The following is a 26,573-nucleotide window of genomic DNA, read 5'->3' as shown; positions in this document are numbered from 1 at the left end:
GTAACGCAAAGCACCCCACGCACCGCTGTTACTTCATCCCCGTCCCCGCAATCCCTGTCGTGATATAGCGTTGCAGGAACAGGAACACGACGGTAACCGGCGCAAGGCTGAGGAAGGTCATAGCGAGAATATAGTGCCATTGCACCGAGAACTCGCCCTGGAAGGCATTAAGGCCCACCTGCAACGTGAAGTTCTCGCGGCTGCTGAGAACGATCAGCGGCCAGAGGAAGTCGTTCCAGCGCCACAGCACCGAGAAGATCGCGAGAACCGCAAGGGCCGGTGCCGTGAGCGGCAGGATGATGCGCCAGAAGATGCGGAATTCGCTGGCCGCATCGACGCGCGCGGCCTCGATCAACTCGTCGGGTATCGTCAGCATATATTGCCGGAGCAGGAATACGCCGGTCGGCGTTGCGACCGTGGGGATGATGACGCCCCAGAGATTATCCACGAGGCCGACGCCGACGATGACCAGATAGGCCGGCACCATGACGACGGTGAGCGGGATCATCAGGGTGGAGATGATCAGCACAAAAATCGCCTTCTCGCCGCGAAAGCGATATTTTGAGAGGGCAAAGGCGGCCATGGCGTTGACGATCAGCGTCAGAACCGTTGCGACGACGGTGACGAAGACCGAGTTCTTGAGGAAGGTGAGGAAGTTGAACTGGGTCAGCGGATCGGTGAAATTCTGCGTCGCGATTGTCAGTTTCTGGACGGGCGACATTTCCCGCGTATCGACGCTGACCGGCGGGCCGGGATTGGCCGGGTCCACCATCTGCGCCTTGATGCCGACACGCCGCACCATCGCCATTTGCCGCGCCGCGCCGTCGATGGTGGCGTTCCAGAGGCTGAGCGGCCTGTCATAACCCGGCACCTCTACCTGCACGGCGGCGCGCGGCAGGAGGCTCGGCGGAAACCGTGTGATCTCGGCTTCCGGTTTCAGCGACGACATCGCGGCCCAGACGACCGGTATCAGCACCGCGAGCGTGCCGCCGATGAGCCAGACCCAGGAGAGAATATCGGTGAGGCCGATCCGGCCGGGACGGCGGGTTCGTGTCAGGAACGTGACTGCGTTGATAGTGCCGGACATGATCAGGACTCCATCTTTTTGCCGAGGCGCAATTGCACCAGCGTCAGCGCCAGCAGAACAAGGCCCATGAGAACCGATGCGGCCGAGGCGAGGCCGAAGAGCCTCAGATCGCTGCCGAAGGCCATCTGGTAGATATATTGCACCACGAATGTGTTGGCCGTGCCCGGCCCGCCGCCATTGGTCAAAACCCACGCTTCATCAAATATTTGCACCGAGCGGATCATCAAAAGGATCAGCACGACGAGAAGGTTGGGGGCGAGCAGCGGCAGGGTGATGCGCAGCAATGTGCGCCGGGGCGAAGCGGCGTCGATGGCTGCTGCTTCATAGAGGTCTTTGGGAATGGCCTGCAACCCGGCAAGCAGGATGAGCGTGTAAAAGCCCATATGAAACCAGACGGATACGACCACGACGAAGAAGCGCGACCAGCCGACGTCAAGCAGGAAGATTTCCGGCGGCACGCCGAGCATCTGGAAAAAGGCGTTGAGCAACCCGTTGCGGTCGAGGAACCATTTCCAGATGAGGCCGATGACAACGGGCGACAGCAGCACGGGATAAAAGAACATGGCGCGGAAGAAACCGCGCGCGGCAATCGCCCTGTTGAGAATGAGCGCGGTGATGAGCGCGACCACCAGCGTGGCGACGACGTTGAAACCGACGAACCAGAGCGTGTTCCAGATCGCGGTCCAGAACAGCGATTCCCGGCAGCTTCCGGGGTCCATATAGCTCTGGCAATCGAGCAGCTTGCCGAAATTCTCCAGACCGACGAATGGGCGGTCGCTGATCAGCAGTTCTGTGCCGCCGGTAAAGGCATAACCGACGGCAATCGCAATCGGCAGGAAGGTGAAGATGCCGAACAGAACGAGGTTCGGCATCAGGAAAATATAGGGCATGCGCCTTTTGCCGATCAGCCGCTCGATGAAGTTGAGCGGCACTTCAGCGATCGCCATCACGGCATCGAGCGCACGGTCGGACAGTCTCGCGAGCTTCGGATTGGCCATGCTAACCTCTCCCCTGGCTTTCGAGACGCGGTAGCGCCAGTTCGGTGGCGGGGTCGAAGACATGCACCCTTTCGCGCGCCGGCATGATGGTCAGCACGGAACCGGGCGCGGGCGCGAAATGGCCGGCCTGATGCACGATGATCTGGTCTTTCTGGCCCTGAAGATTGCCGTAGAGATAGGTCTCGGTGCCGAGGCTTTCGTGATACTGCACCTCGAAGGGCAGGCCGGCATTGTCAGTGATCGAAAAATGCGACGGGCGGATCCCCGCCAACACCGCCTGTCCGGGGGTGACCGCGGCCGGATCGACGAGGCAGGGCAGGGACACGCCGTATCCGGCGTCAATGGCGATGCTGCCGTCGCTGCCCTTGGTGATGGTTCCCTTCAGCATATTCATGCGCGGCGAGCCGAGGAAACCCGCAACGAAGAGATTGCGCGGATTGTCGAAAAGCTCAAGCGGACTGCCCACTTGCTCGATACGCCCGGCGCGCAGCACCACGATCTTGTCGGCCATGGTCATGGCTTCCACCTGATCATGGGTGACATAGATCATCGTTGTCTTGATATCGCGATGCAGGCGGGTGATTTCCGCACGGGTCTGCACGCGCAGCGCCGCATCGAGGTTCGATAGCGGCTCGTCGAACAGGAAGATGTCAGGCTCGCGCACGATGGCGCGGCCGATGGCGACGCGCTGGCGCTGGCCGCCGGAAAGCTGTTTCGGCTTGCGGTCGAGATAGGGTTCGATGGCCAGCATGCGCGCGGCCTCGTTGATGCGGCTTTCGATTTCCGCCCGCTTGAAACGCAGGTTTTCCAGACCGAAAGCGAGGTTCTTGCGCACGCTCATATGCGGATAGAGCGCATAGGACTGGAAGACCATGGCGATCTTGCGCTCGGCCGGCGAAAGCGCGCTGACGTCGCGCCCGCCAATGTCGATGGTGCCTGATGTCACATCCTCAAGGCCGGCGATGATGCGCAGCAGGGTGGATTTTCCGCAGCCGGATGGGCCGACGAAAACGACGAATTCGCCGTTCTCGATCTCAAGATCGATGTCATGCAGGACATGAACGGCACCGAATGCCTTGTTGAGGTTCTCTAGCTTCAGACTTCCCATTACCTGCTCCCTTCGGGCAAGCGCGTCGTCGCGACGATCTCTTCGATGTTCCAGCCCTTGGGCAACGGCGTCGTCCTGCCGATGGCGACATCATGCGCCGAGAACCCGTGAACGCCGGAGAGATAAACCGCGGGCATTCCGCCGGGATAATCCTCCATGCCGACGATCCTGCCGTCGGCGCTGCGCGTCCAGGCATTGGCGCGACCGGCGGCCTCCGGGCTTGGTGCAATATCCGCATTGGTCGGGCGAAGATCATATTGCAGACCGGTGCCGAGTTTGCCGGGCTGCTGCGACAGCGTGATGCGGCTGAGCGTCACGTTGTGGATGCCCGCCTTCGAGGTGGCGACGAGATTGATCGCCCCTTCCATCGAACCGCTGAGGTCCTCCACGACAAGGTTTTCGACCTTGCCGGCCTGACGTTCGGGGCGGCGGTCTACCACTGTGACGGTCACGGCTTCACCCGATCCCCAGAACCCGCCCGGCGTTTCGTGGCACTCGGCCTCGATGCGCGAAAAGCGGATGTTGCGCATCGCGCCGCCATCGCGGGAAAAAAGACCGATGCCGCGATTGGATTGGACGATCTTGCAATCCTCGAACACCACATCGGTGAAATCGCCGAAGGATTCCGTGCCGAGTTTCAGCGCGCAGCTCATGCTTGAGACGGTGCAGCGGCGAACCGTGATGTCGGCGCAGGCACCGACAGCCTTGCCATCCGGCCCGGCGCTGGTCTTCAGGCAGATGCCGTCGTCGGCGGTGGAGATGGTGCAATCCTCGATCAGCGCGCGCCGGCAGGCATCCAGCACGATGCCGTCGGTGTTGGGCAGGCGGCGATCGTTCTCGACACGGACGTTGCGGAAATCGAGGTCCTCGCAATCGACCATGTGCAGCGTCCACATCGGCGAACCGGTGACGTGGAGGTTCTCAAGCCGCACATTGCGGCAGGCTTCCAGTACCATCACGCGTGGGCGTTTTGCTGCCGGGATATAGGTTCCCATGGCTTCGTCATCGCCGATGATGAAGTTTTCACCGCCCGCCTCGATGCGGCCGGGGCCGGTGACGGCGATATTGCTCGCGCCCTTGGCGATGATCATGCCGCGATCGGAATCCTCGGCAATGACCGAAACTGTCGTATGGGCATAGGCATGGTAATCGGAAATTGGCGCCAGCACCGCGTCCTGTGCAAGGTGCAGCTCCACGCCGCTCATCAGCCGCAGGCCGCCGCTGACATGTCGCCCGGTGAGCAGAGAGACACGCCCGCCACCTGCCGCCGACACCGTTTCTATCGCCTGCTGGATTTCAACTGTGGCATCGCGGCCATTGGATTTTATGGTGATTTCGGTACGCACGGTCATGATGCTTCCGGCCTTTCAAGGAATACGTCGATCAGGAGCAGCATGGTCAGTGCCTGCCCATAGGGCGTGGGCAGGTTGGGAATGCGGCGGTAAAATTCGAGGTCGTGGCCCATCGGTGTGCCGTCCGAGACACCGTGAACGACACCTTCGTCATCGATATTGCCCAGCACCGCCTTTAGCGCGCGCTCTGCATGGGGGCGGTTTTCTTCACCGAGAATACCGGCCTCGATGCCGCGCAGAATGCCGTAGGCGATGCCAGCGGTCGCCGATGTCTCGACCGGTGAGGTCGGATCATCGAGCAGCGTGTGGAACATGCCGTCTTCGCGCTGATATTGGCGCAGCGACCGCACCTGGCTTGCCAGCACGTTTGCGAGGAAACGCTTGTCCTTTTCAGCAAGCGTCGGCACCAGTTCGAACAGTTCGGGGATGGCGACGGTGATCCAGGAATTGCCGCGCGCCCAGAAGGCATCAGCGAAATTGTGGCGTCCGTTGAAGGTCCAGCCGTGATACCACAGCCCGGTGACGGGGTCGGACAAATAGCGCGCATGGATCATGAACTGGTAGACTGCCTCGTCGATCCAGTCCTGACGATTGCAGACCACACCGGCGCGGGCGAGGAACAGACATGCCATGAACAGCGTGTCGTCCCATAATTCGCCCTCGTTCAGCCGTTCCTTGACGACGTGCTGGAAGCCGCCATCTTCGGTTTTCGGCAACTCATGCACCAGCCAGTCGGCCCAGTCTTCCACCAGCGCCCGGAAATCCGGTCGGTCGACATGTTCGGTGAGGATGACGAGCGGCAGCATCGGTGCCGAGCTGTTGATCTGGCGCGGCGGCAGGCCGCGCTCAATCTGCCAGCCGTACCATGTCACCAGATCATCCAGTGCCTTGCGGTCGTTTGCGGCAAGCGCCCGGCGCAGGAAACCATAAAGGCCAACGCCCACTTCCCAATCCCATTCGTCGAACTGGATCTTGCCGTCTGAACTGCCGCTGGCCAGACCTTCCTGTATGCCCTTGAGGCGGCTGAAGGCGGCGGCAACATTGTCGATCGTCGTCCTGAGAGTGTCTTTTTCCATGATTAGCTGGTTCATCTGCTGGTTCCGCTTAGGAGTAGAATGGCTGTGCCGCGCCGCTGCCTGCGGCGGTTTCGGCACTGTCGAAGGTGATTTGCGGCTGGGGCTGCTCGTGGTCGAAGGCCATGGCTTGCCCGCCGATGGTGAAGGTGCCGTCCCAGTCAAGGACGAGTTCGGGACTGCCGGGCGGCGTGACTGATAGCAGGCGCTTGTCGGCGTCGAAGGTCACCTGCGTGGCGAGAATTCTTGCGCGGAAGCGGGTGAATTCGTCCGCATCCCCGCACTCTATGATGCCGATCCAGCCGGCGCGGCGGCCGGGGGACCGGACCTCGCGGTTGGCGGTCGCGCCGGTGGTGACAGGTTCAAGCCCATTGGTCGCATAAAGTGCTGCAAAGCCGCGGCCGGAGCGGGTGATGAGCCAGTTGCCCTTCGTGACCACCTCGTCCAGCCCGTCGCGACCGAGATAGGCATGGGTCCAGTCGTTGCGGTGATCGCCCGTGTCGAAGATCATCATCGCGATATCCCGGTGCTGCGCCACGCGCGGCAGGATGCCGCTGCCCGCCCAATAGGAGGGGCGCTGTGTGCCCCAGGGATCATCCTCGCCGGGATGGTTGACCCACAGCCGCGCCATGGGATGACCGGAAAGTTTGATGTCCATGACGTGCTGCTGATGGCCCTTGCGGCCGGTCTTGTGATCGACAACGGTGGAAAGCTGGGCGGCCTCGTTCTTGAAAAGCACGAGCTTGCCCGGCTCCTGCCCCTGCGCGTAACGTGCCTCGACCATTCGGCCGCTTGCCAGCTGCGAAAGGGCAGCGAGATGTGGCGGCGGCAGATAGTCACCGCAGCAGAACATCGGCAGCGAGGCGACGCCATTGTTGAGCCAGCCGTGACCGAATGCTACCTGCGCAAAGGGTGCCAGTTCCGTCAGCGGCCCGGCGCGTAATTCCTTGTCATAGGCTCTGCCTTGCGAACCGGAGGGAACGCCGCCAAGTGTGTGCAGCGCGATCATTTCGAAAATGAGGTCGAGCTGGTGGCGTGCATGCGCTGCAAGTTCCGCTCCCGCCCAATGTTCGATGGCGAGAAGGCCGATGAAATCCACCGGGTAATAGGCGGCTGAGTTCCATTCGGCGAGACCATGCGCCTCAACACTGTCGAACCAGCGCTGCAGCCGCTCAGTGGCGAGTGCCGCCTGTTCTCTGCCCGTGCGCCCGGAAGCGCTAAAGACGGCGTTTGGCAGATAGTCTCCGGCCAGCAACTGGCTGGTATGGAAGCACAGAACGTGGTTCTCGCTCCAGAACCACATGACGTCGTTGCCGGGTTCGTCCACCCAGTAGCGATAGGAGAGGATCGAGGCGTTGATCCGTTCAAGCATCTGAGGAGGAAGCCGGTCGCCGTAGGCGCGCACCAGCCAGAGGAGCGGCACCAGCACGAAATCGGAGCAATCCTCCCGCCGGTCGATGGAATGCAGTGTTGCGTCGACAATGCCGCCGATCGTTTTCATATCGTCGCTGCCGGTGGCGACCATTGCCAGCGCGCGGCCGATGCGCCAGGCGCCGAAACGGGCGCTGAAGGACAACGCCGCCTTTTTTCGCTCGGCAATATCGGCAGCAGCCGGTTGCGGCACCGTATCGGCCATGAAGGCGGCGTCGATGACGCGCGTCACCGTTCCGGCCCCTGAGCCGATGGTGATCTTTACGCCGTGATAGCCATCCGCGATACCAATGGTTTCGGGGATCGTGAGCGAGGACTGCCCGGCTTTCAGCACGGTATTCCCCTCGGCAAGAGCGGCACGCTCGTGGCCGTGGCTTTGGACCGCGACGTGGACCGGCAGGTCGCTTGCCGGCGCGGCATCAAAGATGAGTTCAAGCGCCGTGCCCGAAAAGACGTCGCGGGCCGGGCGAACATCGCGCACCAGTGCGGCAAGACGCTTTGTTTCTTCCCGGTCGAGCGGCACCGGCAGCACGACGGTCAGCGGCGTGGCGTCGATGACCTCAAGCTCGAAAAACCAGATGATGTCGCGTTCCGCCAGATCTTCGCAGAGCAGCAGCACCTCGTTGTCGCCGGCTTTCAGATCGAGCGTGATGTCGCTGATGTTTTCGACATTGCGGATAAATGGTTCAAAACGCACCTGTTCGACGCCGCCCACCCAGATGCGCACGCCGCCGCAGGTGCGCAGCCGGAAATGCGCCTGTCTTGCGCTGTCGCTGCGGAAGGTGCCTTTCAGCCAGCGCTGCACATGGGTCGGAGCATGCCAGAAGCCGGTAAATTCGACGCGGCGGTTGGAGCCCGGCAGATTGAGATGGGAAACCGGCCAACCGGTGTCCGGCGCGATCTCGCGGTCGATCATCGTCCGCTGGAAGGCCTTGCGGCAGGGCAGGTCGCCGACATCCACGAAACCATTGATGAAGCGATAATTGACGCGGTCTTCCGCCGGTGCCGCGATGCCGGGAAATGCGGTTTCCACCAGATCCGAGACGATCCAGGCGGTCACCGTTTCGCCGTCAGCGACGATATATGTCGGCTGCGACGCGCCCGCTGCCAATGCTCCATCTGTCATAATGGATCGTCTCCCTACGATCTTTATGAAATTATTTTCACAAATCTGATTTCGCTTTCTCGCGTCGATTTGTGCGATTTAGCCGAAACAAACAGCTTGACGTTTATTCTGTCAAGTCGCAAAACATCATAAATCGAATTAAGAAGAGGAGCTTCGGTTCGATTTATGAAAAGTTTTTCATTGGGAGGATGAGCATGGTGAAATTGTTTTCGGGCGTCAGCGCCCTCGTATTGGCCTCGATTGCCGGCCTCTCGGTCGCAGAGGCCGAGACCAGAACGATCACGTTCCTTTTTACGGATGACGACCAGGGTTATGTGCAGCGCATGTCGGAACTCAGCAAGGAGTTCGAGGCGGCCAATCCGGGCGTGAAGATCAATTTCGTCTCCTCCGGTTATGACGCCGTTTCCAAGCAGTTGCCGGTGCAGCTTGCGGTGGGCGAGGGGCCGGATGTCGCCAAGATTACCGACTGGCAGCTCGCCTCCTATTATCTCGACATGCGCCCCTACATGAAGGATGCGGATGGCTTTGCGAAGCTGCACGGGTCCAGCCTTGCCCAGTTGCGCCTGCCCGGTGTCAACGATCCGCAGTCGATCAACGGCTATATGGCGTCGCAGACGCTGAACCTGCCCTTCGTCAACAAGACGTTGTTCGAGCAGGCGGGTGAACCCTTGCCTGGCCCGACTGCAAAATTCAGCGAAATCGTCGAGGCGTCGGCCCGCGTCGCCAAGTCGACCGGCGTGCAGATCCCCTTCACCATGGATCGTTCCGGCCACCGCTTCTCCGGCGGTGCCTTCGCTTATGGCGCGACCTATGTGAAGGACGGCAAGTTCAGCTTCCCTGACGATGCGGCGAAAAAATACATCGCCGATATCTATTCATGGACGCAGAACGGCAGCTTCCCCAAGGAAATGTGGGGTGCGGCGGGCGGCTCGCAATACAAGAACATGGGTGACGAGTTCGTCAACGGCAACGTCGTGACCTATCTGGCCGGCAATTGGATGGTCAATCCGTTCCAGAACAAGATCGGCGACAGCTTCGAATGGACGGCGATCAATGCGCCGTGCGGCGATGCCGGATGTTACGCCATGCCCGGCGGCACCGCGATCGTCGGTTTCAAGCGCACCAAATATCCTGAGGATGTCGCCCATTTCGTCGAATTCCTCGGCTCTGAAAAGGTGCAGCGGGAAATCGCCGAGAATTATGTGATCCTGACCGGCGCTGAAATCGTCAATCCGCAATACAAGCTGAAGAGCGAAAACGCCAAGGCGGCGATGCAGGTCTTCCTCGACAACAAGAAGAACGTGCCGCAGGCCGCCCGCGAATTCGAACATGCCAAGGGCGGTACCGCCATGTACCAGCAGATCGTTCAGCGTATGAGCCAGCTCATCGTCGGTGAGTTGACGCTCGACCAGACCTACAAGGTTCTGGAAGACGACGTCGCCAAGATCAACGAGGCCGTCGCGGTCAAGAAGTGATGAACGCCCGTTCTCTTCTGACGAAATAACGAGCTTTCGATCTGCCCGGAGTGACGCTCCGGGCAGATATCCCCGCTTGTGCGTGGGCCGCACCGGCATATGTGATCTGCCTAAATCAGCAAGTCGAAAAAAAACTGCAATACGCCCGGCATAAAGCTGTCGGCGTGGCGCGACGGAAGCTCTGCGCGCGCCCGCTCTAGTCACGCGTTAAATCATAGGATTCGTCATGGCCAAACTGAAGATGTCGTCTTTTCCGTCCGCACGGTCGACCTTGCTTGCCTCCGTCGCATTGCTGGTTCTTGTGCCGAACGCACTGGCATTCGAGCGCACTCAACCCGCAGGTCAGGGTTATGCCATTACGGTGCCCGAACCCACTGCTAAATACCCGCTGCCGCTTTCCGACACCTATCGCAACCAGACCGGCAAGAATGCCAAGGGCGAAGACGTCCGCGCCTATGACGACCGCGACAATCCCGTCATCGAAATCCTGTCCGGTTTTAATCGCATCTGGACGCTGGGCGATGAAAAATGGGCGGATGGCGGCGCCAATGGTGACGGACCTGCCGATTTCAGCCATGTGAAGGCCGTCGACCCTGATGTCTGGCAGGAAAACATGCGTTACGTGCTGTCCGTCACCGGCGAGAACCGCACCCCCGCTGCGGCTTTTGACGCCTATATGAACGACCGCCGCTCGCAGAGCTACAGCATGATCGACGGCATGGGACCGCTTGCCGACTGGTATCGCGAAGGCGCGGGCGCAACGACGACGATCAACCATACATTGGCGGATTTCGATCCGAACGAGGTCATCACCCGCAAGGAAGAGGACAAGGGCACCGAGGCCGGAACGGAGGATTCCGAGTTGAAGAATGTCGTCGCCCTCATGAAGGTGATGCGTGGCCCGGAAGGCACGACGTCGCCAGCGAAGTATTTCTATTCTTCGCCGCGTCCCTGGCGCATGAACGACAAGGGCGAGGTGATAGAGAACGGCACCGAAACGATCGGCGACCGCAAGTTCGAAAGTTACCAGTCCGGTGCCGGCGTTGTCGTGCCCGCGCTCAAATATGTGCGTGAAAATCGCGGACGCGCCAAGGATGGCGGTTTCCCGAGCGGTCACACCAATGCCGCCTATCTTGCCGCCATTGCTTATGCCTATGCCGTACCGGAGCGGTTTTCCGAATTGCTGACGGGTGCTTCCGAACTCGGTGAAAGCCGCATCGTCGCCGGCATGCATTCGCCGCTCGACGTGATCGGCGGCCGTATCACGGCAACCGCCATAGCCGCCGCCGTTCTGCAGGATCCGAAAAACGCCGGGATCAAGAAGGCCGCCCATGATGAATTGCAGGCCTATTTTGCAAAACGCCTGCCTGCGGGGCAATCCCTGATCGACTTTGCCCATGGTGGCAAAGCGGATGCCGGTCTTTCCGCCGATGACGCCGCCAACAAAGCCGATTATCGCCGGCGCATGACCTTCTCCTTCAGCCGGGACAACGCCGTTGGCGATGCGCCGATGGTGGTGCCGAAGGGCGCCGAGGTGCTGCTGGAAACGCGCCTGCCTTACCTCGATGCCGCACAGCGGCGGGCGGTTCTGTTTTCCACCGGCATCGAGGCGGGTTATCCGCTGCTCGATGACAGCAATGGCTGGGGCCGAATCAATCTGGTTGCCGCCGCTGGCGGTTACGGCTCGTTTAACGGCGATGTCGATGTGACGATGGATGCCAGTGCTGGCGGGTTCAACGCCGCCGACCGCTGGACGAACGACATTGCCGGGGCAGGGCGTCTCGTCAAATCGGGCAGCGGTGCGCTCACGCTCACCGGCGCCAACAGCTATAGCGGCGGCACGATCCTGCAGGACGGAACGCTCGTGGCTTCCTCCGCCGATGCGCTTGGCACTGGCGGCGTGCTGGTTTCCGGCGGAACGCTTTCGGTGAAGGGCGACCACGGCGTCGTCATCGGCGGCGATTATGCGCAGACGGGCGGCACGCTGGCGCTTGACTCGCAAAAGGCTCCGTTGCGGATCAAGGGCAAGGCGACGCTTGACGGCGCAACCCTGCGGCTTGCCTTCGATGGTGCCGCACCTGCCGCTGGTACGCGCTTCGACCTGATCGCCGCGGATGGCCTCACCGGCACCTTTGCCACGATCGATGCGGGCAACGTGAAGGTGCGTCCGGTCTATACCGGCTCGGCTTTGTCCGTGGTGGTCGAATAGTCCATTGGGATAGTGTTTCCGGGCGCGGTGCAAACCGCCGCGCCCGGTTGACCGGGCTACAGGAAATAACGGACCCTGAGCGGCAAAAGTGTTGCCCCGAGAGCCGAGGGGTCGCCTTCTGTTTCGCCGAGGACCAGCTTTGCTTCCTTCGGGCCGACGCCGTAGCGGTGTTCGCGTTGCGACGGCATGTGCGCGCGTTCGATCATCATCCGGCCGAGCGCGAGGCGATCGGTCACATCATTGATGCGACCCTGCCGCCGCTCGTCGACGTGTAGCCCCAAAACCATGCCGACGATTGCGACCGTATTACGCATCACGCCGCTATGTGGCGACTTATACCTTTCCCTAAGTGCCGAGCGCGTTCCGAATGTGCGCAAATTATGCGCATCCGGTTCGACATTCTGAATTCGCATCTTGCCGTCTTGCTGGATGACGCCGCCGCGGCCATGTCCATCGAAACGGTTAATGTCGACGAAAACGTGTGCGCCATCAATCACAATGGCGCAGAAGTTCGGCGCCTGCGGCAAGGCGGGAGATACAAGGAAATCAAAAGAGGCTGGAGCAAACTACACACAGGTGCGTCTTATAGACGAGACTGACGGCTTACTTGATTGCCACCAACATAGGTTGAGCTACGCCCCAGTATCCCAGTTCGATGTTCGCGTACAACTCTGCATAGCAGTCGGAGAAGCCGCATTGACGCATGTCGTCGATGAGGTCAAAACCGAAGCTCGTAAAGCACAGTGACGGCGGGCCGAGAGGGTTACCGTGGTACTCTTCCGGAAGAAGGTGAACAAGCTCACCTTTCTCGTCGATCTTAGCTCTGACGTGGCTAACGCGCGATGCCAAAGTAATCGGAACAGTGTAAAATAGGACACCGCCCGGCTTTAGAGTGCGATATATCTCGCGGAGAGCCTTTCGATAGTCGGGAACGTGTTCGATAACATCGAAACTCAAGACAAAGTCGAAGACGTTATTGTCAAAGGTCAAATTCATGATGTCCTGGCACAGGACACCGTCTTTCTTTTTACCAAGTGGCGTATCTAAGAGATACTCACTGCCGATAAGATTGGGAAAATCACGGGAGAGCTCCCGAAACATCGGCGTCACCTGTTCCGTTATATAAACGGATTGATTAGGCCGCGGATTGAACATCTCGAACAGGTATTGGAGCGACGCCCTCATGCGCGCATTCAGGCTGGTCTTGTTACAGCTCAAAGCCTCTCGGTACAGGAACCCATGACCTTCCAGCCATAATTCGAGCCCGAGACGAAAGGTCGTCTCGACGCCCGTCAGACCATTGAAGCCGTCGAGTACGATGTCGTGCGTCGGCTTTGTTTTGAAAGGATCAATCCAACGAGGCAACCGCAGTTGCTGGTATTCTTCATATGTCCTGATCTTGCCGAGCCAAGGCGATTGCCCCATGCTGTCTGTCCAAGGCGGCCCAGATTTGCTTAACGTATTTACATTTGACATACTGCCTCGGCGACTAACTAACTTTCGGGGGTCTGCGACGTAATTTCAGATGATTTGGCATCAAAAGTGATTCTTGGCAATTCGATCCTCTGATGGTTCATAAATTAACGCGGAAGCAAAAGAACTAAGAACCCTAGGTAATCTGCAGCCTTCTCGATCTTTGGAAACGATATTCGAGCTACCGCACCCTTGATCGCACTGATTTCAAATCATATCAAGCAGGCAGTCGATTGAGGTCTCGTTCACAAAGAACGAATTGTTTTTTTTAATTATAAAGGGGGAAATTATCAGTGCTCGCGCGGCGACAGCCATGCACCGATAGCGTATCCTACGCTGGCAGAAGCGACCTTGGACGAACTATATGTCGAACTCGCTGAGCACGGCGTCGATGTCCACAGTGCAATCGACGGGCGATTTCTGCATCGGCTTGGGCCGAGCAATAAAAAAGCCTGAAGGCAAGCGAGCAGCGCAGACCGGAGATCGCCAAAGCATGTGATCTGTGGATCAACCGCTGTAAGCGGTTCTTCAACAAGGCATAGTCGCGGCTCATCTTTATCGAGGGGACACCGACTAACGCACGCCTGACGAAACGCACCGGATGGTCTCAAAAGGGAAGCCGCTTCGCAGCCTTTGCTCCCTGCGGTCACTGGAAACGCAGACCTTCATCGCTGGGCTGCGCTGCCATAGCTTCACAGCACCATGGATCGTCGATACGCTGATGAACAGCCGCATCTTCGAGACTCGGATCGAGACGCAGCTTGCACGGACCCTGTCCAAGGGTGACGTCATCATCCTTGAGAAGGTCGGCTTTCACAAGAGCGAACGCGCCTAGCAACTAATCAAGGCCAAGGGGGGCTTCTGTTTCTGCCACGGTATTCGCCGGACATAAACCCCATCGAAATGGCGTTTTCAAAACTCAAGGCGCTTCTGCGAAAGCGCGCCGCCCGCAGTTTCGATACCATTGCCGAGGCTCTCGGCGACATTATCGCCTTTTTCTCTGTCATGGAGTGTAAAAACCTCTTCCCAGTAGGTGGCCAATCCGACTTGGACAAGCACATTGAGGAGATCCACGCGGCGCTCAATTCAAAATCTGACTAGAAGACATTTCCGTTATCTGCGGCACAAAATACAACTAAAGATTGTTATGGTGATTTACTGCGCCGACCTGAAAACTTGGCGAGGCTTCGCATCCTCCGTGGGTTCGAATCCCACACCTACGCCATCACGATTATAGGCTTTATCTTAAGCCAAAGAGGAATGGTTATTGGGGGGGGCGATCAGAGTTTGCTTGGGTTTGGCTATGCCCGGTCAATCGACGGGTGGCCGTTGCGAGATGGCGGAAAAAGAGTCGTCGTCCCGGCGACGGGACGGGTGCAGGTCAGCGACGGTGAAGGCCTTCGCCGTCTTGCGCTTGCCGGTGTCGGGTTGGTGTGCCTGGCGGCTTTTACTGTGCGGGAGGATATCGCCTCCGGCCGCCTCGTTTCCGTACTCGACCATCTCGATACGGCCAAAGGGAGACATTCCACACCGTTTATGTCGGCCAGCGCGGACCGCCGTCCTCACGCATCCGGGCACTGCTCGATTTCTCGGTGAACACGGACGGGTGAAATGAGGCACCACAGAGCGGTAGCCCGTTAAAGAAGACACCCGTTGTTAGTTTCACGACTGATCGTGGGGAAAACGGGATCGTTCAACCGATGGGCGGGGGCTTATTTTTTTGGACCCGTCAGCGTGAAAGCACCGACCGATTCCAGCCGTATGCGGGTATCGGCGGAAAGTGTGCTGGGTATCGCACCGCAGAGACTGCCCGTCGTCACCACGTTGCCTGCTTTCAGTATGCGACCCGTATTGAGTGCCCCATTGGCAAAGGCCAACAGCGGCGCGAGGGGATCGACATTCGGGTGTTTCACCGTGGCATTGAAGAGTTCCACTGATCCCTCGGTGACAACTAGCAGCGGCAGAGACTTACCGTTACCGGCAAAAACATCCACTATGTCCTCCTCTACCTGCGGACCGATGACGAAACCGTGGTTGGCGAGACGGTCTGCGAGGAAAAGCGGAAATGGCACCTGATTTTTCTCCGCCAGCCTGTAGCGGAGAAGTTCGACACCCAGATGGACCTTATCGATATAGCGCATCAGATCGGTTCTGGTCAGCGGCCCTTCGGTCGCGGCGGGGATGTCGGCGGAGAGCGTAAAGCATATCTCGACTTCTATTCCTTCGGTGCCATCAAGCGGAAAGGAAGCTACATGGTCATCGTTCAGCTGGCAGCAATCAAACATGGGTGCCCCAACGGCATCGCCGTCCGGGCGGATCGCCAGCTTCCAGCCGCCAATCGGTTTACCCCAATATCCGGCAAAGTCACGCTGAACCGCCATCGCCTCCCTCGGCGTGCCGGGAACAAGACCTTCCGCTTCCAGCGTCGCCAGGGAAATTCTCGCCCCGTCTCGACTTGCCTTTGCAAAGCGCTCCGCCAGTTGTTCAATCGCCGTCATTCCGCTCATGTCTCCTGATGATCTCACGTGCCGAATGCTGTCACGATTTGGCGCTGTTTGCCAAGGCCATCGATGCCAAGTTCGACAACGTCTCCGGCTTTCAGGAAGACCGGCGGCTTCATTCCAAGGCCGACACCGGGCGGTGTGCCGGTCGTGACCACGTCTCCGGGCATGAGGCGCATGAAGCGGCTGATGTAGGAGACGAGCGTGGCGATCGGGAAGATCATTTTCGCGGTCGATCCGGTCTGCATGCGCCGGCCGTTGACATCGAGCCACAGCCCGAGGTTTTGCACATCGTCGATTTCATCCGGGGTGACAAGCCATGGGCCGAGTGGTCCGAAGCTCGGGCCGCTCTTGCCCTTGGTCCACTGGCCACCGCGCTCGATCTGGAAGGCGCGTTCGGAAACGTCGTGGCAGACGCAATAACCGGCGACAACGGAAAGCGCTTCCTCTTCGCTGACGTTATAGGCGGGTTCGCCGATGACGAAGGCGATTTCCACCTCCCAGTCGGTCTTTTCCGAATCCTTCAGAAGCACGATCGGGTCATTCGGGCCGGAGATGCAGGAGGTGTGCTTGTTGAACAGCACCGGCTCCTCCGGAATAGGCGTGTTGGTTTCCAGCGCATGGTCGCTGTAGTTCAGGCCGACCGCCACGAAGTTGCCGACTGCGCCGACACAAGCGCCGATCCTGACATTGGGTGATACGATGGGGAGCGACGAGAGATCGATTTTCCGGAGATCGTCCAGGGAACGGCGCGAAAGCGTCTGACCGGTGATGTCGGTGAGAACGGAGGAGAGATCGCGGATATTGCCTTCGGTATCGATTGCTGCCGGCTTTTCATGACCGGCTGGGCCATAACGGAGAAGTTTCATGCTGTTTTCCTTATGCGGCGGATTGCTGAAGGGCGTTTTCGCCAAGCGAGAATTCGAGCCGGTAAAGCCCGCTTTCCACTGACCCCGTCAGGTCCTGTTTCGACAGTTTCTGTGCCAACGCGTCGCTGGCGTTTGTAACGGAAAGGGCCGAGCCGCCTTCGATCAGGATGATCCAGTTGGGTACGCCCACCTGCCGTCCCTTGCGTTCGGCGGTTTCAAGGCTGCTTGCGCCATTGTCCGCGATGCACAGATGCACGCCGCTGACGCCGTTCAGTTTGCCGATCTCGGTCAGGGCTTCGGATAGCGCCGATTGCAGCTCTGTCTTCCGCTCATCGGCGGCATCGAACCGGAAGGTGGCGATAAAGCCGCCGTCACCACATGCGTGCGAATATTCGGTGTTGCACACGCCGCGCGTCGTGTTGCGAAAGTCGGCGGTGGATTTTTTCGTCCAGGGCGTGGGGCTGTTCAGCCGCTCCAGATAGGGCTGCCCGACCAGCACCTGTGCGTCTGCCGCCTCGTAAAGCGTGAAATATTCCGGTGTGCCCTGTTCGGCGACATAACGGCGTCCGCGCAGGAAGCCGGGGATCGCCACGCGTTCCGGAATATGCTCGCGATTGTGCCATTCGATGAAGTTTTCGCGGCCTTCCGGCAAGATGTCGTTCCAGATGGCGACGACGGCCTTTCCCAAAAGAGACATAGGTTACCTCAATATGTTGCACGACCGCCGGACAGGTCAAAAACCGCGCCGGTCGAAAAACTGCATTCGGAAGAAGAGAGCCAGGCCACCATGTTGGCGACCTCGGCGGGTTCGAGAAAACGCCGCATCGGTATGCGGGAGAGAATGTCGTCCAGCCGTTCCTTCGGTGCGTCGATGCTCATCGCCGTCATGGAAGCGGCGGGTGTGATGGCATTGACGAGGATATCCGATGTCGCCAGTTCCTTGCCGAGGCTTTTCGTCAGTGCCACCAGTCCGGCCTTGGCGGCGCTGTAGGCCGCGGCCTGATGCATGCCCTCTTTCGCCTGGATCGAAGCGACATTGACGATGCGGCCGGAGCGGCTCGTCTTCGCCGTCTCGATCATCAGCGGCACGAGGGCGCGGCAGACCAGAAACGAACCAAAGAGATTAACGTCGATGATCTTGCGGAATTCCTCCACCGGGATTTCCCAGAGCGGCGCGACGTTGCCGACAATGCCGGCATTGTTGACGAGAATATCGAGCCTGCCGAATTGGCTGCGCAGTTCGGTAGCAGCCGCATCGATGCTGTGCGGTTCGGTGATGTCGACGCCGGATGACGCAAGACTCGCGAAGTGGCCCTGTTTTACGGAAGCCGGCAGATCCCAATGAACGACCGTTGCCCCGCAATCGCGAAGGCGCCGGCTGATGGCGGTGCCGAAGCCGCCCGCGGCGCCGGTGACAACCGCCACCTTGCCCTCTAAATCATAATATGTGGCCATGTTTTAAACCATTGTTCCGCGTCCCAGCCCGGCGGCATCCGCCGGACCGGGAGCGTCTGCGCTTACTTGGCGATGAGGCCGTTGGTGAAGAAGGCGTCAGCCGGCATATCGGTCTTGATGTCCTGATATTCCTTCATCAGGTCGAGCGTCTGCTGCCAGTCGGAGGTTGCCATTTCGCCCAGCGGGGCGGAGGGAGCGGACGGGGAGGGCAGAAGCTTGAGCGAGATTTCGAGCTGCTCCTTGAGGAGTTTCGGATCGCCGGTGGGCTTTTCCTTTACCGCTGCCGCAACCGCCGCATCTGGATCGGCCTTCGCCGCCTCGATGGATTTCAGCGATGCCGCGACAAAACGTTTGACAAGGTCCTCATTGCTTTCGATCAACTTCGTACTGGTGATGATCGTCAGGCCCTGCGTGTTGACGCCGAGTTCCGCAAAGGCAAACACCTTCTGTTGCAGACCCTTCGAATTGAGAACTACCACCTGGTTTTCAAGCCCGCCGAGAATGCCCGCCGCACGATCCTGCATGATTGCGATGATCTTGCCGGGGCCATCCACGTTCAGAATGTTGACCTTGGAGGCATCCACGCCGTTTTTCTTCCAGATGGCGGGCAGGAGGGCGAGCGATGCCTCGCCAGCGCTGGCCGCAACCGTTTTTCCTTCCACATCCTTGATGGACTTCACGCCGGAATCCGCCCGGAACGTCATCGCATAGGGCGAGGTGTTGAGCAGGCCAAGCACGGATTTGACCGGTGCGCCCTTCGAGGCGCCGGCAATCACGCTGCCGCCATCGGCAATGCCGAACATGTCGCCGCCGGTTGCGACCGACTGTACGGTGCGTGCCGAACCCTGGCCTTCGCCGATCTGCAGATCTGCAGATCGATGCCAGCATCCTTGTAAAAGCCCTTCTCGGCGCCGTAATAAAAGATGGTGTGGACGCCGCTCAAAAGGAAATTGAGCCGCAGCGTTACCTTGTCCTCGGCCGCGGCCGACTGCACGCCCGCCAGACCGACGGCGAGGGCAAGCACGCTGCCTGCCAGTGTTTTCTTCATTGTATTGAACATTTTATCCTCCCTTTTTAATTGAAGCATTCCTAGTAAAAGTGCGTAGCGGTTTTACGTCCGGAAAATGGCGCACTCTAAAGTCCTGGTTCAGGTCGCGCTCTTGCCCACGGTGAAATCATCCCGGCGCTGGGAGACATGCCAGGGGATGGCGAAACGCTCGATCAGTTCCACGATGCCGTAAAGAAGCAGGCCGAGCAGGCTCAGCACGATGATGACGGCGAAGGTCATGCTGGTGTTCATGTTGCCGTTATAGTTCAGCAGCAGGTAGCCAAGCCCGTTATCGGAAGCGACGAACTCCGCCACCACGGCTGCCGTGGCCGAGAGCGCGGCGGCAACCTTGAACCCGGCGAAAAGCGAGGGCAGGGCGCCGGGCAGTTCCACTTTCCAGAAAATCTTGAGGCGTCCGGCGCGATAGCTTTTGGCGAGATCATAGACGTCAGGCTCGATGGATTTGAAGGCCACGATGGAATTGACGACGATCGGGAAAAAGGAAAGCAGGAAGACCAGCAGGATTTTGGAGGGCAGGCCGAAGCCGACCCAGATGATGAAAAGCGGCGCGATGGCGATCTTCGGGATGATCTGAAGGATCACCAGCAGCGGGTAGAAGATAGCTTCGAAAGCGCGCGAATAAACCACGAGAAGTGCTAGCAGCGTTCCCATGACCACCGCGACAAGGAAGCCCAACACCATGGGCTGCAGCGTGTAGAGCGATGCCGTAAATACGATGGGCATATTGCTGTAAAGATCTGCAAACACTCGGCTCGGGGCCGGCAGAATATATTCCGGCACCTTGAGCGCCCGGACCGCGATCTCCCACACGATCCCAGCGCCCACGAGACTGCCAATCGTGTGGGCTTGGCCTTTGACGGCCCCCATGACTTTCGAAAACATGTTTCCTCCCGAAATTGCCCGATCGTTCAGCGGACAATTTTTAATTCATGGAACAATGTTCCATATGGACTGATGTTTCGTCAAGTGGTAATTCAGACAGAACAAGAGAATTGGAATGCAGCGGGAGGAGTGCATGTTGCAGAAGAAAAACGAACGGACGGCCTATGAGCCCGGCGTGCTGCTGGAGGGAGTCAGCAAATATTTCGGGCACCCGGATGCACCGGTCGTGGCGCTGGAAAAGCTCGATCTGACGATTGGCGACGGGGAGTTTGTGGCGATTGTTGGCCCTTCCGGCTGCGGAAAATCAACGATGATGCGGTTGATCTCGCGGCTTTCGCACGCGAGCACCGGCCAGATTTCCGTCTTTGGTGACGTTTCAAAGGACCCACCGCCCGGCATGAGCATCGTTTTCCAGAATCACGTGCTTCTGGCCTGGCGAACGATTATCGACAATGTGCTGTTCCCCGCCGAAATGACCGGGCGGAACCGGGAGGAATTGAGACCTCACGCTCTGGCGCTTCTTGAATCCGTCGGCCTGAAGGACTTTGCCGACCGATATCCGCACGAATTGTCCGGCGGCATGAAGCAGCGCGCCTCCATTGCGCGGGCGCTTCTGCTTCAGCCGAGGCTTTTGCTGATGGATGAGCCTTTCGGTGCGCTGGATGCGCTGACACGCGAACAGATGCGTATCGACCTTGAGGCGCTCTGGCTGAAGAGCCGCATGACGGTGGTGTTCATCACCCATTCCATCGACGAGGCGGTTCTTCTGGCGGACCGCGTCATTGTCATGACGCCGAGGCCGGGCCGGATCGAGAAAGTACTGGAGATCGACATGCCGCGTCCACGCGGACTGGCAGCGCGACGCGAGCCGGAATTTATCGAAAAATCCGAGGAAATCACCGAGATATTCCTTTCGCGTGGCATTCTGCAGCGCCATGCCTGAGCAGGCGGCGTCTCTTGTTTTCAGTTGAAGCAAGAGACGCCGCAACAACCTATTTTCGCATCGCCCGGGGTTCCCTCCCGATAAAGGCCGTGCACCTTCGACCGGAGAGTGAGATGGACAGGACGATCAATATACCAAGCGGCGGTGTCGAGCGGACGATCGCCATGCTGGAGCTTCTCGCCCTGGCCGAGGAGCCGCTGAAACTATCCGATGTCGCGCACCAGCTCGATATTCCCAAAAGCGCGTGCCACCGCATCCTGACATCGCTCATCGAAAACGGCTGGGCGTGGCAGAGCTCTGAAAGCGATTGTTACGCGCTGACCATGCGCATGGCACTGGTGGGCCAGAAACAGCTGGCACGGCTGCAGGTATCGGATCTGCGCCAACCGATCCTCAACGATCTGGCGGAGCGCACCCGCGAACTCGTTCGCCTGACCGCCGTGCAGAACAACACGCTTGTCTGGGTCGGTTCAGCCCGCGGCCGTCGTTCCGGTCTGGTGTTTGAGCCGGATATGAGCGCCGGCATCGTTCCTTATGCTACGGCGAACGGCAAGATTTGGCTGGCAAGCCTCGAAAGGGAGAGGGCGCTGAGGATCGCGCTTGAGGCGGGGCTCGGGCAACCCGGCCAGCAGGCTGCCAACGCGATCAACACCATCGAGGCACTCAACAGGGAGCTGGATGCTGTCGCCCGCCTCGGTTACGGCCGCGCGGTTGGCGAGGCCGAGGAGGGGGTAGGGGCAATTGCGGTTGCTATCCGTCAGGGAAAGGAAGTCGTCGGCACCATGAGTGTTGCCGCGCCGCTGACCCGGCTGACCGATGAACGGGTGGCGGAAATTCTGCCACTTCTGGTGAGGTCAGCGAGTGATATGGAAATCGCCTGGTAACGGACACCAGTCGGCCCGGGTGCCGCCGAGTATCATGAAAACGAAAAAGCGAAGGTTTGGGCGGCGTTGCCGCCCAAATTTGTTGGCTTATGCGACGTCCGCATCGAACTGGATAGTGTGCAGGCGCTTGTAGAGACCATCCGTTTCAAGCAGTTCGCGGCGGCTTCCCTGTTCCACGACCTCGCCATTATCCATGACGACGATCTTGTCGGCACGGTTGATGGTGGAAAGCCGGTGAGCAATGACGATCGACGTCTTGTTGTGTGTCAGCCGTTCCAGGGCGTCGCGCACGAGAGCCTCGGATTCGGAATCCAGTGCGCTCGTTGCTTCGTCGAGGATCAATATGTCCGCGTCTCTCAGCATGGCACGGGCGATGGCAACACGCTGCCTTTGGCCGCCCGACAGGCCGGAGCCGTTTTCGCCGAGCTTGGTGTCGTAACCGTTCGCCATTTTCATGATGAAATCATGCGCATTGGCGGCCTTGGCCGCAGCGATGATCTCCTCTTCCGTCGCGTTGTCGCGACCGACGGAAATATTGTGCTTTACGGTTCCCGAAAACAGGAAGGTTTCCTGGCCGACGTAAGAAACATGCTCGCGCAGGCTGGCGAAGGAAACGTCGCGCAAATCCATGCCGTTGATTTCGACAGAACCGTTCTGCGGGTCGTAAAGACGCATCATGAGATTGATGATGGTGGACTTGCCGCTGCCGGAAGGACCGACAAGAGCCGTCATCTTACCGCCTTCGAAGAGGACGCTGACGTCCTTCAGAACCGGCTGACCCGAAACATATTCGAAGCTGACGTTTTTCAGCGCCACGTCGCCGCTTGCCTTGGGAAGAGGTGCGGCGTCCTTCTTTTCGGTGAGCGTGAGCGGGGCGTCCAGAACTTCGAACATCATCCGCACACCGATCATGCCGCCTTCGATCTGCACGCGCATGCGTGCGAGACGCTTGGCAGGCTCATAGGCGAGAAGGAGGGCAGTAATGAAGGCCATCAGGTCGCCCGGCGAACCGCCTTTTTCGAGAACAGTGTAACCGGACACGGCGATGACGACCGCAATGGCGAGACCGGACAGAGTCTCCATGATCGGGCTCGTTGCAGCCTCAAGCTTCGCAATGCCATTGGCGCGTTGCTCGACGTCAGATACCGCCTTGTTCATGCGCTGGCGCATCAGCTTCTCAAGCGAAAACGCCTTGATGACGCGAACGCCGATGCTGGTCTCCTGCACGACATTGACGATTTCGCCAAGCGACGCGAGTTCCGCTTCCATGATCTTGCGAACTCGACGCAAAACAAGGCGAACGCTGAGGATCGCGATCGGTCCGATAATCATGGAAATCGCACTCAGAAGGAAATTCTGGGCGAACATCACGATGATCAAGCCGACGAGCGAAAGCAGATCGCGGATAAAGGATGTGACGATGGTGTCTATGACACTACGGGCGGCCTGGGCGTTATAGGTGACGCGAATCAGCAGTTCCGAGGACGGCAGGTTCTGAAAGAAGGAAACCCCCTGCTTCAAAAGCCTGTCGTAGATTTTGCGCTGTTGCTCTGCGACAATGCTGTTACCCGCTTTGCTCAGGTAATAGCTCTGCACGAAGGTGGCGAGGCCCTTCACAATGAAGATAGTCGCAACCGCGAAGGCAATCTTCAGGACAACGTCGAAGCCCTGCTTCAAATAAACGCTGTTGACGATATCGCGCATGATCCAGGCGCTGAGAGATGTCGTGCCTGCGACAACAACCATTGCAGCAATTGCCGCAGCGTACCATCCAACGTGTTTTTTGAAGTTTTCTTTAAAAAGTCGCGCCAGCAACTTCTTGTCGTTTGGCGACAAAAACGATCCGATCACTGCGATATCCTTGCGAATTCAAGATAGATAGAGTTCCGAAGCAAGACCTGCTCACTGCCCAATGGCGAAGGAAATTGTCGTGTCACCTTGTCGGCATGTCACTTGTATTCACCTTGTTACACCATCAATTCGCGCTGCGCGGGGATGTGCAGAACACGGATAGAGATAGTCCGGCAAAGACTTGCGCTTGCGAGGACTAAAAGCTCCAATTCGAAGCCATATGTGACCCACATTAGTCGCTAGCAGATAGTCTTCATCATTCTGTCTGTCAATATCCTCGTGCTGGACTGGCTCGCAGCCAATGCACGATCAGAACTCTCCGTCCTGGTTGCCCGAAATAATCGTATTAATTGTGTGTCGTCTGCAAAAAAATATGTGTATATATCCACCATATAAATGTATTGATTGAATTAATGAAATTAATTATAAGTGAATTTGTCTGAAAGTTCATGGTTTTTTCAAATTATATTAATATATTATAATAATAATTTTTCGTTTAATTAAAATATACTACAAATAATAAAGATATAATATTTTAGTGTAAACTAAGATTATTTGATTGATCGCATAAAATTATTTGGTGAAATATATGGATATATCATTAAAAATTCGTAGAAAGCATTATTGTCATTGGTGCGCCGAATTACTATCCCCGCGAGGTGTTTCGATTTGTCCGTAGTTCGATATTTTGAGATTGGCTCCAATCATCCTCTTGCTATCAGTGCGACGTATCTTCTTTCTCGCGAATTGGGGATGAGTGGCGTCCTCGTTGAGGTAAATCTGGCACTTATAGCCAATTTGAAACAGGTCTGAAAACAAGGCTTGTTTTGAACAAAGCGATCGTTGGCAAATCCGACGCCGATCTTCGTCCTTCGAATCTGGCGCTCTGAATTATCGCGCATACGCGTGGCTCGCCGCGTTTGAATGCGAGCGATGTGCGCGTCAGAGCCTCTCCATCGATCTTATCGGTCTTTTGCACGCCGACGTCGACGGGAGGTCGCGATCGAAGCTGTGTCGACGACGTAGCTCTCGATGCCGTGAGCCGCCACAAGCGGTGTATCCAGAAGCCGTCCAATCCGGCCTCTTGGATTGTCACGATGGGAAAGAACTTCCCTGTTCTCAACCGCGCCTTCTGTTGTAGCTGCTCAAACCGATCCAGCAGCTCTGCCGCATTGCCGCCGGCCACTGCTTCGACATCTTCTCGCCACTGCCCGGCGACAACGAAGTGATCAACGGGGTCGATCGGCCCAGTTCCAATGACACAAAATTGCGCCACGATCAGTGCGGACAGCGGTTGAATGAATGGATGCAGGTTCCATAAGCTGCTCCGCCTGAGCGAGTATTTTGATGCGACGTCACTTTGCCAGAGCGGCGGCGGCTGTTCACTCCTCATGGGATCTGAAGCCGAAGATACCAATTACCCGCACTTGGTCTACCCTCTGTAATCCCGGCCAGCGCCGAGCAGGCCAAGCGCGCTGATCGCCTATAGGGGTGGAAGTTTGATAAGTGAAAGGGGTGAATGTTCGATGTTGATTGGCATGCGTGGCGAGATAGTGTCTTCGTCGAGCGGCTCTGGTGTTTGATCAAATACGAAGAAGTCTACCACCATGACTACAAAAGCGTGGCGGAGGCCCGAATTGGCATCGGTCGATATCTGACTTTTTACAACACCGGACGCCCACATTCATCCCTTGATCGGCAGGCGCCGGATCAGGCTTACTTTAACGCGCTGACAACAATGATGATGGCGGCATAATCGAGGCGAAAAATGCACTTAGCGAAACGTCGCAAGCTGTTCAGACCAACCGAGCCACCTGATCGCGTGTATCGCGCGCCTGCTGTCGAGACTCGCGCATACCCGTAAATCATACCCGTTTTTCGGAACAGATTTTCGGAGTTCGCAAGCCCGTAATTTTGAGCTCGAAAAGCGTTCCATAATTCTTGATTTTGCGACAGAGCGACTTTTTGTTCAGGCTGGCGGATTGCAGTGATGGCGCGGACGATTTACAAGCTTCGTCAAGAAAGCGGTACGGTTACGCTAAAATCATCGAAATCAGGGACGATAAATATGGATCAGCCGGTTAAGCAATCAAATCGTCAAGATGACGTGATGGATTATTTTTCCGAAACGGAAAAAGCCATACGGGCTTCCCGAGTGCTTGCTGCCGACATTGACCGTGCCGCAGATCTCTGCGTTTCGGCCTTGCGCAATGGCGGCAAAATCATTTTTTGTGGGAATGGAGGTTCAGCGGCAGATGCTCAGCATTTGGCAGCCGAACTTATGGGGCGCTTTCTGATCGACCGGAATCCGCTTCCGGCATTATCCCTCACTGTTGATACGTCGGCATTGACCGCGATTGGCAATGATTACGGCTTTGATAAGGTGTTCTCGCGCCAGCTTCGCGGTATCGCCCAGAAGGGGGACGTCGTCTTCGGATTGTCGACAAGCGGCAACAGCGCGAATGTCGTTGAGGCATTCGAAGCTGCGCGTTCGCTTGGCCTTGGCACGATCGGACTGACTGGCCAAGGTGGCGGTAAGATGAAGCCGCTTTCTGACGTCCTGATTGCTGTCCCACATGCCAAAACTAATCATATTCAGGAAGTGCATATCGCGATTGGCCATCTGATTTGTGCATTCGTAGAGGCTGAGCTGTGTCAGCCAAACCACTGATCCTCTGCGAAGGGTTGGTAGCCTGGGCAACTTCTACGGCGAACCTTATGGTGACGGTCGCTTGGCGAACAGATCAAGGATCGTTATGATGGGAGAGGCATTTCGGCCCCATCTCC

At 58.2% G+C, this 26,573-nt stretch carries 22 protein-coding genes and 5 pseudogenes; 9 read left to right on the top strand and 18 right to left on the bottom strand.

Features of this window, described 5'->3' with window-relative positions; genetic code table 11:
- Positions 1 to 28: 28 nt before the first annotated feature.
- The 6 genes from RBH10_RS00745 to RBH10_RS00720 are packed head-to-tail and all read right to left on the bottom strand — an operon-like array spanning position 29 to position 8,175.
- Positions 29 to 1,087 (bottom strand): carbohydrate ABC transporter permease, encoded by a 1,059-nt coding sequence (locus RBH10_RS00745; RefSeq protein ID WP_281039250.1) that lies wholly within the window; start codon positions 1,085 to 1,087, stop codon positions 29 to 31.
- Between the two features lie 2 nt (positions 1,088 to 1,089).
- On the bottom strand, positions 1,090 to 2,085 hold the full coding sequence (locus RBH10_RS00740; protein WP_281039249.1) for a carbohydrate ABC transporter permease: 996 nt from the start codon (positions 2,083 to 2,085) through the stop codon (positions 1,090 to 1,092).
- A 1-nt stretch (position 2,086) separates the two neighbouring features.
- Entirely contained in the window at positions 2,087 to 3,193 is a 1,107-nt protein-coding gene (locus RBH10_RS00735; protein ID WP_281039248.1) for an ABC transporter ATP-binding protein, read from the bottom strand.
- Positions 3,193 to 4,545, bottom strand: coding sequence for a glycoside hydrolase family 28 protein (locus RBH10_RS00730; protein WP_281039247.1), 1,353 nt, complete (start codon positions 4,543 to 4,545; stop codon positions 3,193 to 3,195). The genes RBH10_RS00735 and RBH10_RS00730 overlap by 1 nt, the downstream gene beginning before the upstream one ends.
- Positions 4,542 to 5,636, bottom strand: a complete 1,095-nt coding sequence (locus RBH10_RS00725; RefSeq protein WP_281039246.1) for a glycoside hydrolase family 88 protein — start codon at positions 5,634 to 5,636, stop codon at positions 4,542 to 4,544. Before RBH10_RS00725 ends, RBH10_RS00730 begins: the two co-directional genes overlap by 4 nt.
- A 13-nt stretch (positions 5,637 to 5,649) precedes the next feature.
- Positions 5,650 to 8,175 (bottom strand): hypothetical protein, encoded by a 2,526-nt coding sequence (locus tag RBH10_RS00720; protein WP_281039245.1) that lies wholly within the window; start codon positions 8,173 to 8,175, stop codon positions 5,650 to 5,652.
- A gap of 194 nt (positions 8,176 to 8,369) precedes the next feature.
- On the opposite strand from RBH10_RS00720, the gene RBH10_RS00715 reads away from it, so the two are divergent.
- Together RBH10_RS00715 and RBH10_RS00710 are read left to right on the top strand one after the other, a co-directional pair.
- Positions 8,370 to 9,650, top strand: a complete 1,281-nt coding sequence (locus RBH10_RS00715; RefSeq protein WP_281039244.1) for an ABC transporter substrate-binding protein — start codon at positions 8,370 to 8,372, stop codon at positions 9,648 to 9,650.
- A 226-nt stretch (positions 9,651 to 9,876) separates the two neighbouring features.
- Positions 9,877 to 11,859: a phosphatase PAP2 family protein gene (locus RBH10_RS00710; RefSeq protein WP_281039243.1), complete on the top strand. Its 1,983-nt coding sequence runs from the start codon at positions 9,877 to 9,879 to the stop codon at positions 11,857 to 11,859.
- Between the two features lie 56 nt (positions 11,860 to 11,915).
- On the opposite strand, the pseudogene RBH10_RS00705 reads toward RBH10_RS00710, so the two are convergent.
- Both RBH10_RS00705 and RBH10_RS00700 read right to left on the bottom strand, forming a co-directional pair.
- Positions 11,916 to 12,080, bottom strand: a pseudogene (locus RBH10_RS00705) (NagC family transcriptional regulator); the annotation flags it as partial.
- A gap of 382 nt (positions 12,081 to 12,462) precedes the next feature.
- Positions 12,463 to 13,284, bottom strand: coding sequence for a class I SAM-dependent methyltransferase (locus tag RBH10_RS00700; protein WP_281039242.1), 822 nt, complete (start codon positions 13,282 to 13,284; stop codon positions 12,463 to 12,465).
- A 649-nt stretch (positions 13,285 to 13,933) separates the two neighbouring features.
- On the opposite strand from RBH10_RS00700, the gene RBH10_RS00695 reads away from it, so the two are divergent.
- Together RBH10_RS00695 and RBH10_RS24835 are read left to right on the top strand one after the other, a co-directional pair.
- Complete coding sequence (locus RBH10_RS00695) at positions 13,934 to 14,167, top strand: hypothetical protein (protein WP_281039240.1); 234 nt, start codon at positions 13,934 to 13,936, stop codon at positions 14,165 to 14,167.
- Between the two features lie 26 nt (positions 14,168 to 14,193).
- Positions 14,194 to 14,241, top strand: a pseudogene (locus RBH10_RS24835) (hypothetical protein); the annotation flags it as partial.
- A 3-nt stretch (positions 14,242 to 14,244) separates the two neighbouring features.
- Here RBH10_RS24835 and RBH10_RS00690 read toward each other — a convergent pair.
- Positions 14,245 to 14,406 (bottom strand): hypothetical protein, encoded by a 162-nt coding sequence (locus RBH10_RS00690; RefSeq protein ID WP_281039330.1) that lies wholly within the window; start codon positions 14,404 to 14,406, stop codon positions 14,245 to 14,247.
- 216 nt (positions 14,407 to 14,622) lie between these two features.
- Between RBH10_RS00690 and RBH10_RS00685 the strand changes: the two are divergent.
- Positions 14,623 to 14,947: pseudogene (locus RBH10_RS00685) on the top strand (LysR substrate-binding domain-containing protein); the annotation flags it as partial.
- 97 nt (positions 14,948 to 15,044) lie between these two features.
- Here the strand turns inward: RBH10_RS00685 and RBH10_RS00680 are convergent.
- The 7 genes from RBH10_RS00680 to RBH10_RS00650 form a co-directional block, all read right to left on the bottom strand.
- Complete coding sequence (locus tag RBH10_RS00680; RefSeq protein ID WP_281039239.1) at positions 15,045 to 15,830, bottom strand: 2-keto-4-pentenoate hydratase; 786 nt, start codon at positions 15,828 to 15,830, stop codon at positions 15,045 to 15,047.
- Between the two features lie 23 nt (positions 15,831 to 15,853).
- Positions 15,854 to 16,702, bottom strand: coding sequence for a fumarylacetoacetate hydrolase family protein (locus RBH10_RS00675; protein ID WP_281039238.1), 849 nt, complete (start codon positions 16,700 to 16,702; stop codon positions 15,854 to 15,856).
- A 10-nt stretch (positions 16,703 to 16,712) separates the two neighbouring features.
- Positions 16,713 to 17,399, bottom strand: coding sequence for a DUF4286 family protein (locus RBH10_RS00670; protein WP_281039237.1), 687 nt, complete (start codon positions 17,397 to 17,399; stop codon positions 16,713 to 16,715).
- An 8-nt stretch (positions 17,400 to 17,407) separates the two neighbouring features.
- Entirely contained in the window at positions 17,408 to 18,157 is a 750-nt protein-coding gene (locus RBH10_RS00665; RefSeq protein ID WP_281039236.1) for an SDR family NAD(P)-dependent oxidoreductase, read from the bottom strand.
- Between the two features lie 62 nt (positions 18,158 to 18,219).
- The gene (locus RBH10_RS00660; protein WP_281039325.1) at positions 18,220 to 19,017 is read right to left on the bottom strand and encodes an ABC transporter substrate-binding protein; all 798 of its coding nucleotides are present in this window, start codon (positions 19,015 to 19,017) and stop codon (positions 18,220 to 18,222) included.
- Positions 18,930 to 19,217, bottom strand: coding sequence for an ABC transporter substrate-binding protein (locus RBH10_RS00655; protein WP_281039235.1), 288 nt, complete (start codon positions 19,215 to 19,217; stop codon positions 18,930 to 18,932). The genes RBH10_RS00660 and RBH10_RS00655 overlap by 88 nt, the downstream gene beginning before the upstream one ends.
- 87 nt (positions 19,218 to 19,304) lie before the next feature.
- Complete coding sequence (locus tag RBH10_RS00650; RefSeq protein WP_281039234.1) at positions 19,305 to 20,108, bottom strand: ABC transporter permease; 804 nt, start codon at positions 20,106 to 20,108, stop codon at positions 19,305 to 19,307.
- A gap of 133 nt (positions 20,109 to 20,241) precedes the next feature.
- Here RBH10_RS00650 and RBH10_RS00645 point away from each other — a divergent pair, with 133 nt between their 5' ends.
- A complete protein-coding gene (locus RBH10_RS00645; protein WP_281039233.1) occupies positions 20,242 to 21,051 on the top strand; it encodes an ABC transporter ATP-binding protein in 810 nt (269 codons plus the stop codon).
- Positions 21,052 to 21,164: 113 nt separating this feature from the next.
- Positions 21,165 to 21,935: an IclR family transcriptional regulator gene (locus tag RBH10_RS00640; RefSeq protein ID WP_281039232.1), complete on the top strand. Its 771-nt coding sequence runs from the start codon at positions 21,165 to 21,167 to the stop codon at positions 21,933 to 21,935.
- Between the two features lie 87 nt (positions 21,936 to 22,022).
- On the opposite strand, the gene RBH10_RS00635 is transcribed toward RBH10_RS00640, so the two are convergent.
- A complete protein-coding gene (locus tag RBH10_RS00635) occupies positions 22,023 to 23,786 on the bottom strand; it encodes an ABC transporter ATP-binding protein (RefSeq protein ID WP_045023983.1) in 1,764 nt (587 codons plus the stop codon).
- An 843-nt stretch (positions 23,787 to 24,629) separates the two neighbouring features.
- A pseudogene (locus tag RBH10_RS00630) lies at positions 24,630 to 25,105 on the bottom strand (IS110 family transposase); the annotation flags it as partial.
- Positions 25,106 to 25,326: 221 nt separating this feature from the next.
- Between RBH10_RS00630 and RBH10_RS00625 the strand changes: the two are divergent.
- Together RBH10_RS00625 and RBH10_RS00620 are read left to right on the top strand one after the other, a co-directional pair.
- Positions 25,327 to 25,542 (top strand): annotated as a pseudogene (locus RBH10_RS00625) (integrase core domain-containing protein); the annotation flags it as partial.
- A 234-nt stretch (positions 25,543 to 25,776) separates the two neighbouring features.
- Positions 25,777 to 26,457 (top strand): SIS domain-containing protein, encoded by a 681-nt coding sequence (locus RBH10_RS00620; protein ID WP_281039231.1) that lies wholly within the window; start codon positions 25,777 to 25,779, stop codon positions 26,455 to 26,457.
- Positions 26,458 to 26,573 lie beyond the last annotated feature (116 nt).

It is taken from the genome of Rhizobium sp. AN73 (genome assembly GCF_030757975.1).
GTDB lineage: Bacteria > Pseudomonadota > Alphaproteobacteria > Rhizobiales > Rhizobiaceae > Agrobacterium > Agrobacterium arsenijevicii.
The sequence above is the reverse complement of the archived record's forward strand: the minus strand, read 5'-3'. Positions and strand labels throughout refer to the sequence as shown.

What these genes read in the sequence shown, in the direction of transcription:
- RBH10_RS00745 (WP_281039250.1), bottom strand. Translation starts at nt 1,087, where the DNA reads ATGTCCGGCACTATCAACGCAGTCACGTTCCTGACACGAACCCGCCGT.
- RBH10_RS00740 (WP_281039249.1), bottom strand. Translation starts at nt 2,085, where the DNA reads ATGGCCAATCCGAAGCTCGCGAGACTGTCCGACCGTGCGCTCGATGCC.
- RBH10_RS00735 (WP_281039248.1), bottom strand. Translation starts at nt 3,193, where the DNA reads ATGGGAAGTCTGAAGCTAGAGAACCTCAACAAGGCATTCGGTGCCGTT.
- RBH10_RS00730 (WP_281039247.1), bottom strand. Translation starts at nt 4,545, where the DNA reads ATGACCGTGCGTACCGAAATCACCATAAAATCCAATGGCCGCGATGCC.
- RBH10_RS00725 (WP_281039246.1), bottom strand. Translation starts at nt 5,636, where the DNA reads ATGAACCAGCTAATCATGGAAAAAGACACTCTCAGGACGACGATCGAC.
- RBH10_RS00720 (WP_281039245.1), bottom strand. Translation starts at nt 8,175, where the DNA reads ATGACAGATGGAGCATTGGCAGCGGGCGCGTCGCAGCCGACATATATC.
- RBH10_RS00715 (WP_281039244.1), top strand. Translation starts at nt 8,370, where the DNA reads ATGGTGAAATTGTTTTCGGGCGTCAGCGCCCTCGTATTGGCCTCGATT.
- RBH10_RS00710 (WP_281039243.1), top strand. Translation starts at nt 9,877, where the DNA reads ATGGCCAAACTGAAGATGTCGTCTTTTCCGTCCGCACGGTCGACCTTG.
- RBH10_RS00700 (WP_281039242.1), bottom strand. Translation starts at nt 13,284, where the DNA reads ATGGGGCAATCGCCTTGGCTCGGCAAGATCAGGACATATGAAGAATAC.
- RBH10_RS00695 (WP_281039240.1), top strand. Translation starts at nt 13,934, where the DNA reads ATGGTCTCAAAAGGGAAGCCGCTTCGCAGCCTTTGCTCCCTGCGGTCA.
- RBH10_RS00680 (WP_281039239.1), bottom strand. Translation starts at nt 15,830, where the DNA reads ATGACGGCGATTGAACAACTGGCGGAGCGCTTTGCAAAGGCAAGTCGA.
- RBH10_RS00675 (WP_281039238.1), bottom strand. Translation starts at nt 16,702, where the DNA reads ATGAAACTTCTCCGTTATGGCCCAGCCGGTCATGAAAAGCCGGCAGCA.
- RBH10_RS00670 (WP_281039237.1), bottom strand. Translation starts at nt 17,399, where the DNA reads ATGTCTCTTTTGGGAAAGGCCGTCGTCGCCATCTGGAACGACATCTTG.
- RBH10_RS00665 (WP_281039236.1), bottom strand. Translation starts at nt 18,157, where the DNA reads ATGGCCACATATTATGATTTAGAGGGCAAGGTGGCGGTTGTCACCGGC.
- RBH10_RS00655 (WP_281039235.1), bottom strand. Translation starts at nt 19,217, where the DNA reads ATGTTCAATACAATGAAGAAAACACTGGCAGGCAGCGTGCTTGCCCTC.
- RBH10_RS00650 (WP_281039234.1), bottom strand. Translation starts at nt 20,108, where the DNA reads ATGTTTTCGAAAGTCATGGGGGCCGTCAAAGGCCAAGCCCACACGATT.
- RBH10_RS00645 (WP_281039233.1), top strand. Translation starts at nt 20,242, where the DNA reads ATGTTGCAGAAGAAAAACGAACGGACGGCCTATGAGCCCGGCGTGCTG.
- RBH10_RS00640 (WP_281039232.1), top strand. Translation starts at nt 21,165, where the DNA reads ATGGACAGGACGATCAATATACCAAGCGGCGGTGTCGAGCGGACGATC.
- RBH10_RS00620 (WP_281039231.1), top strand. Translation starts at nt 25,777, where the DNA reads ATGGCGCGGACGATTTACAAGCTTCGTCAAGAAAGCGGTACGGTTACG.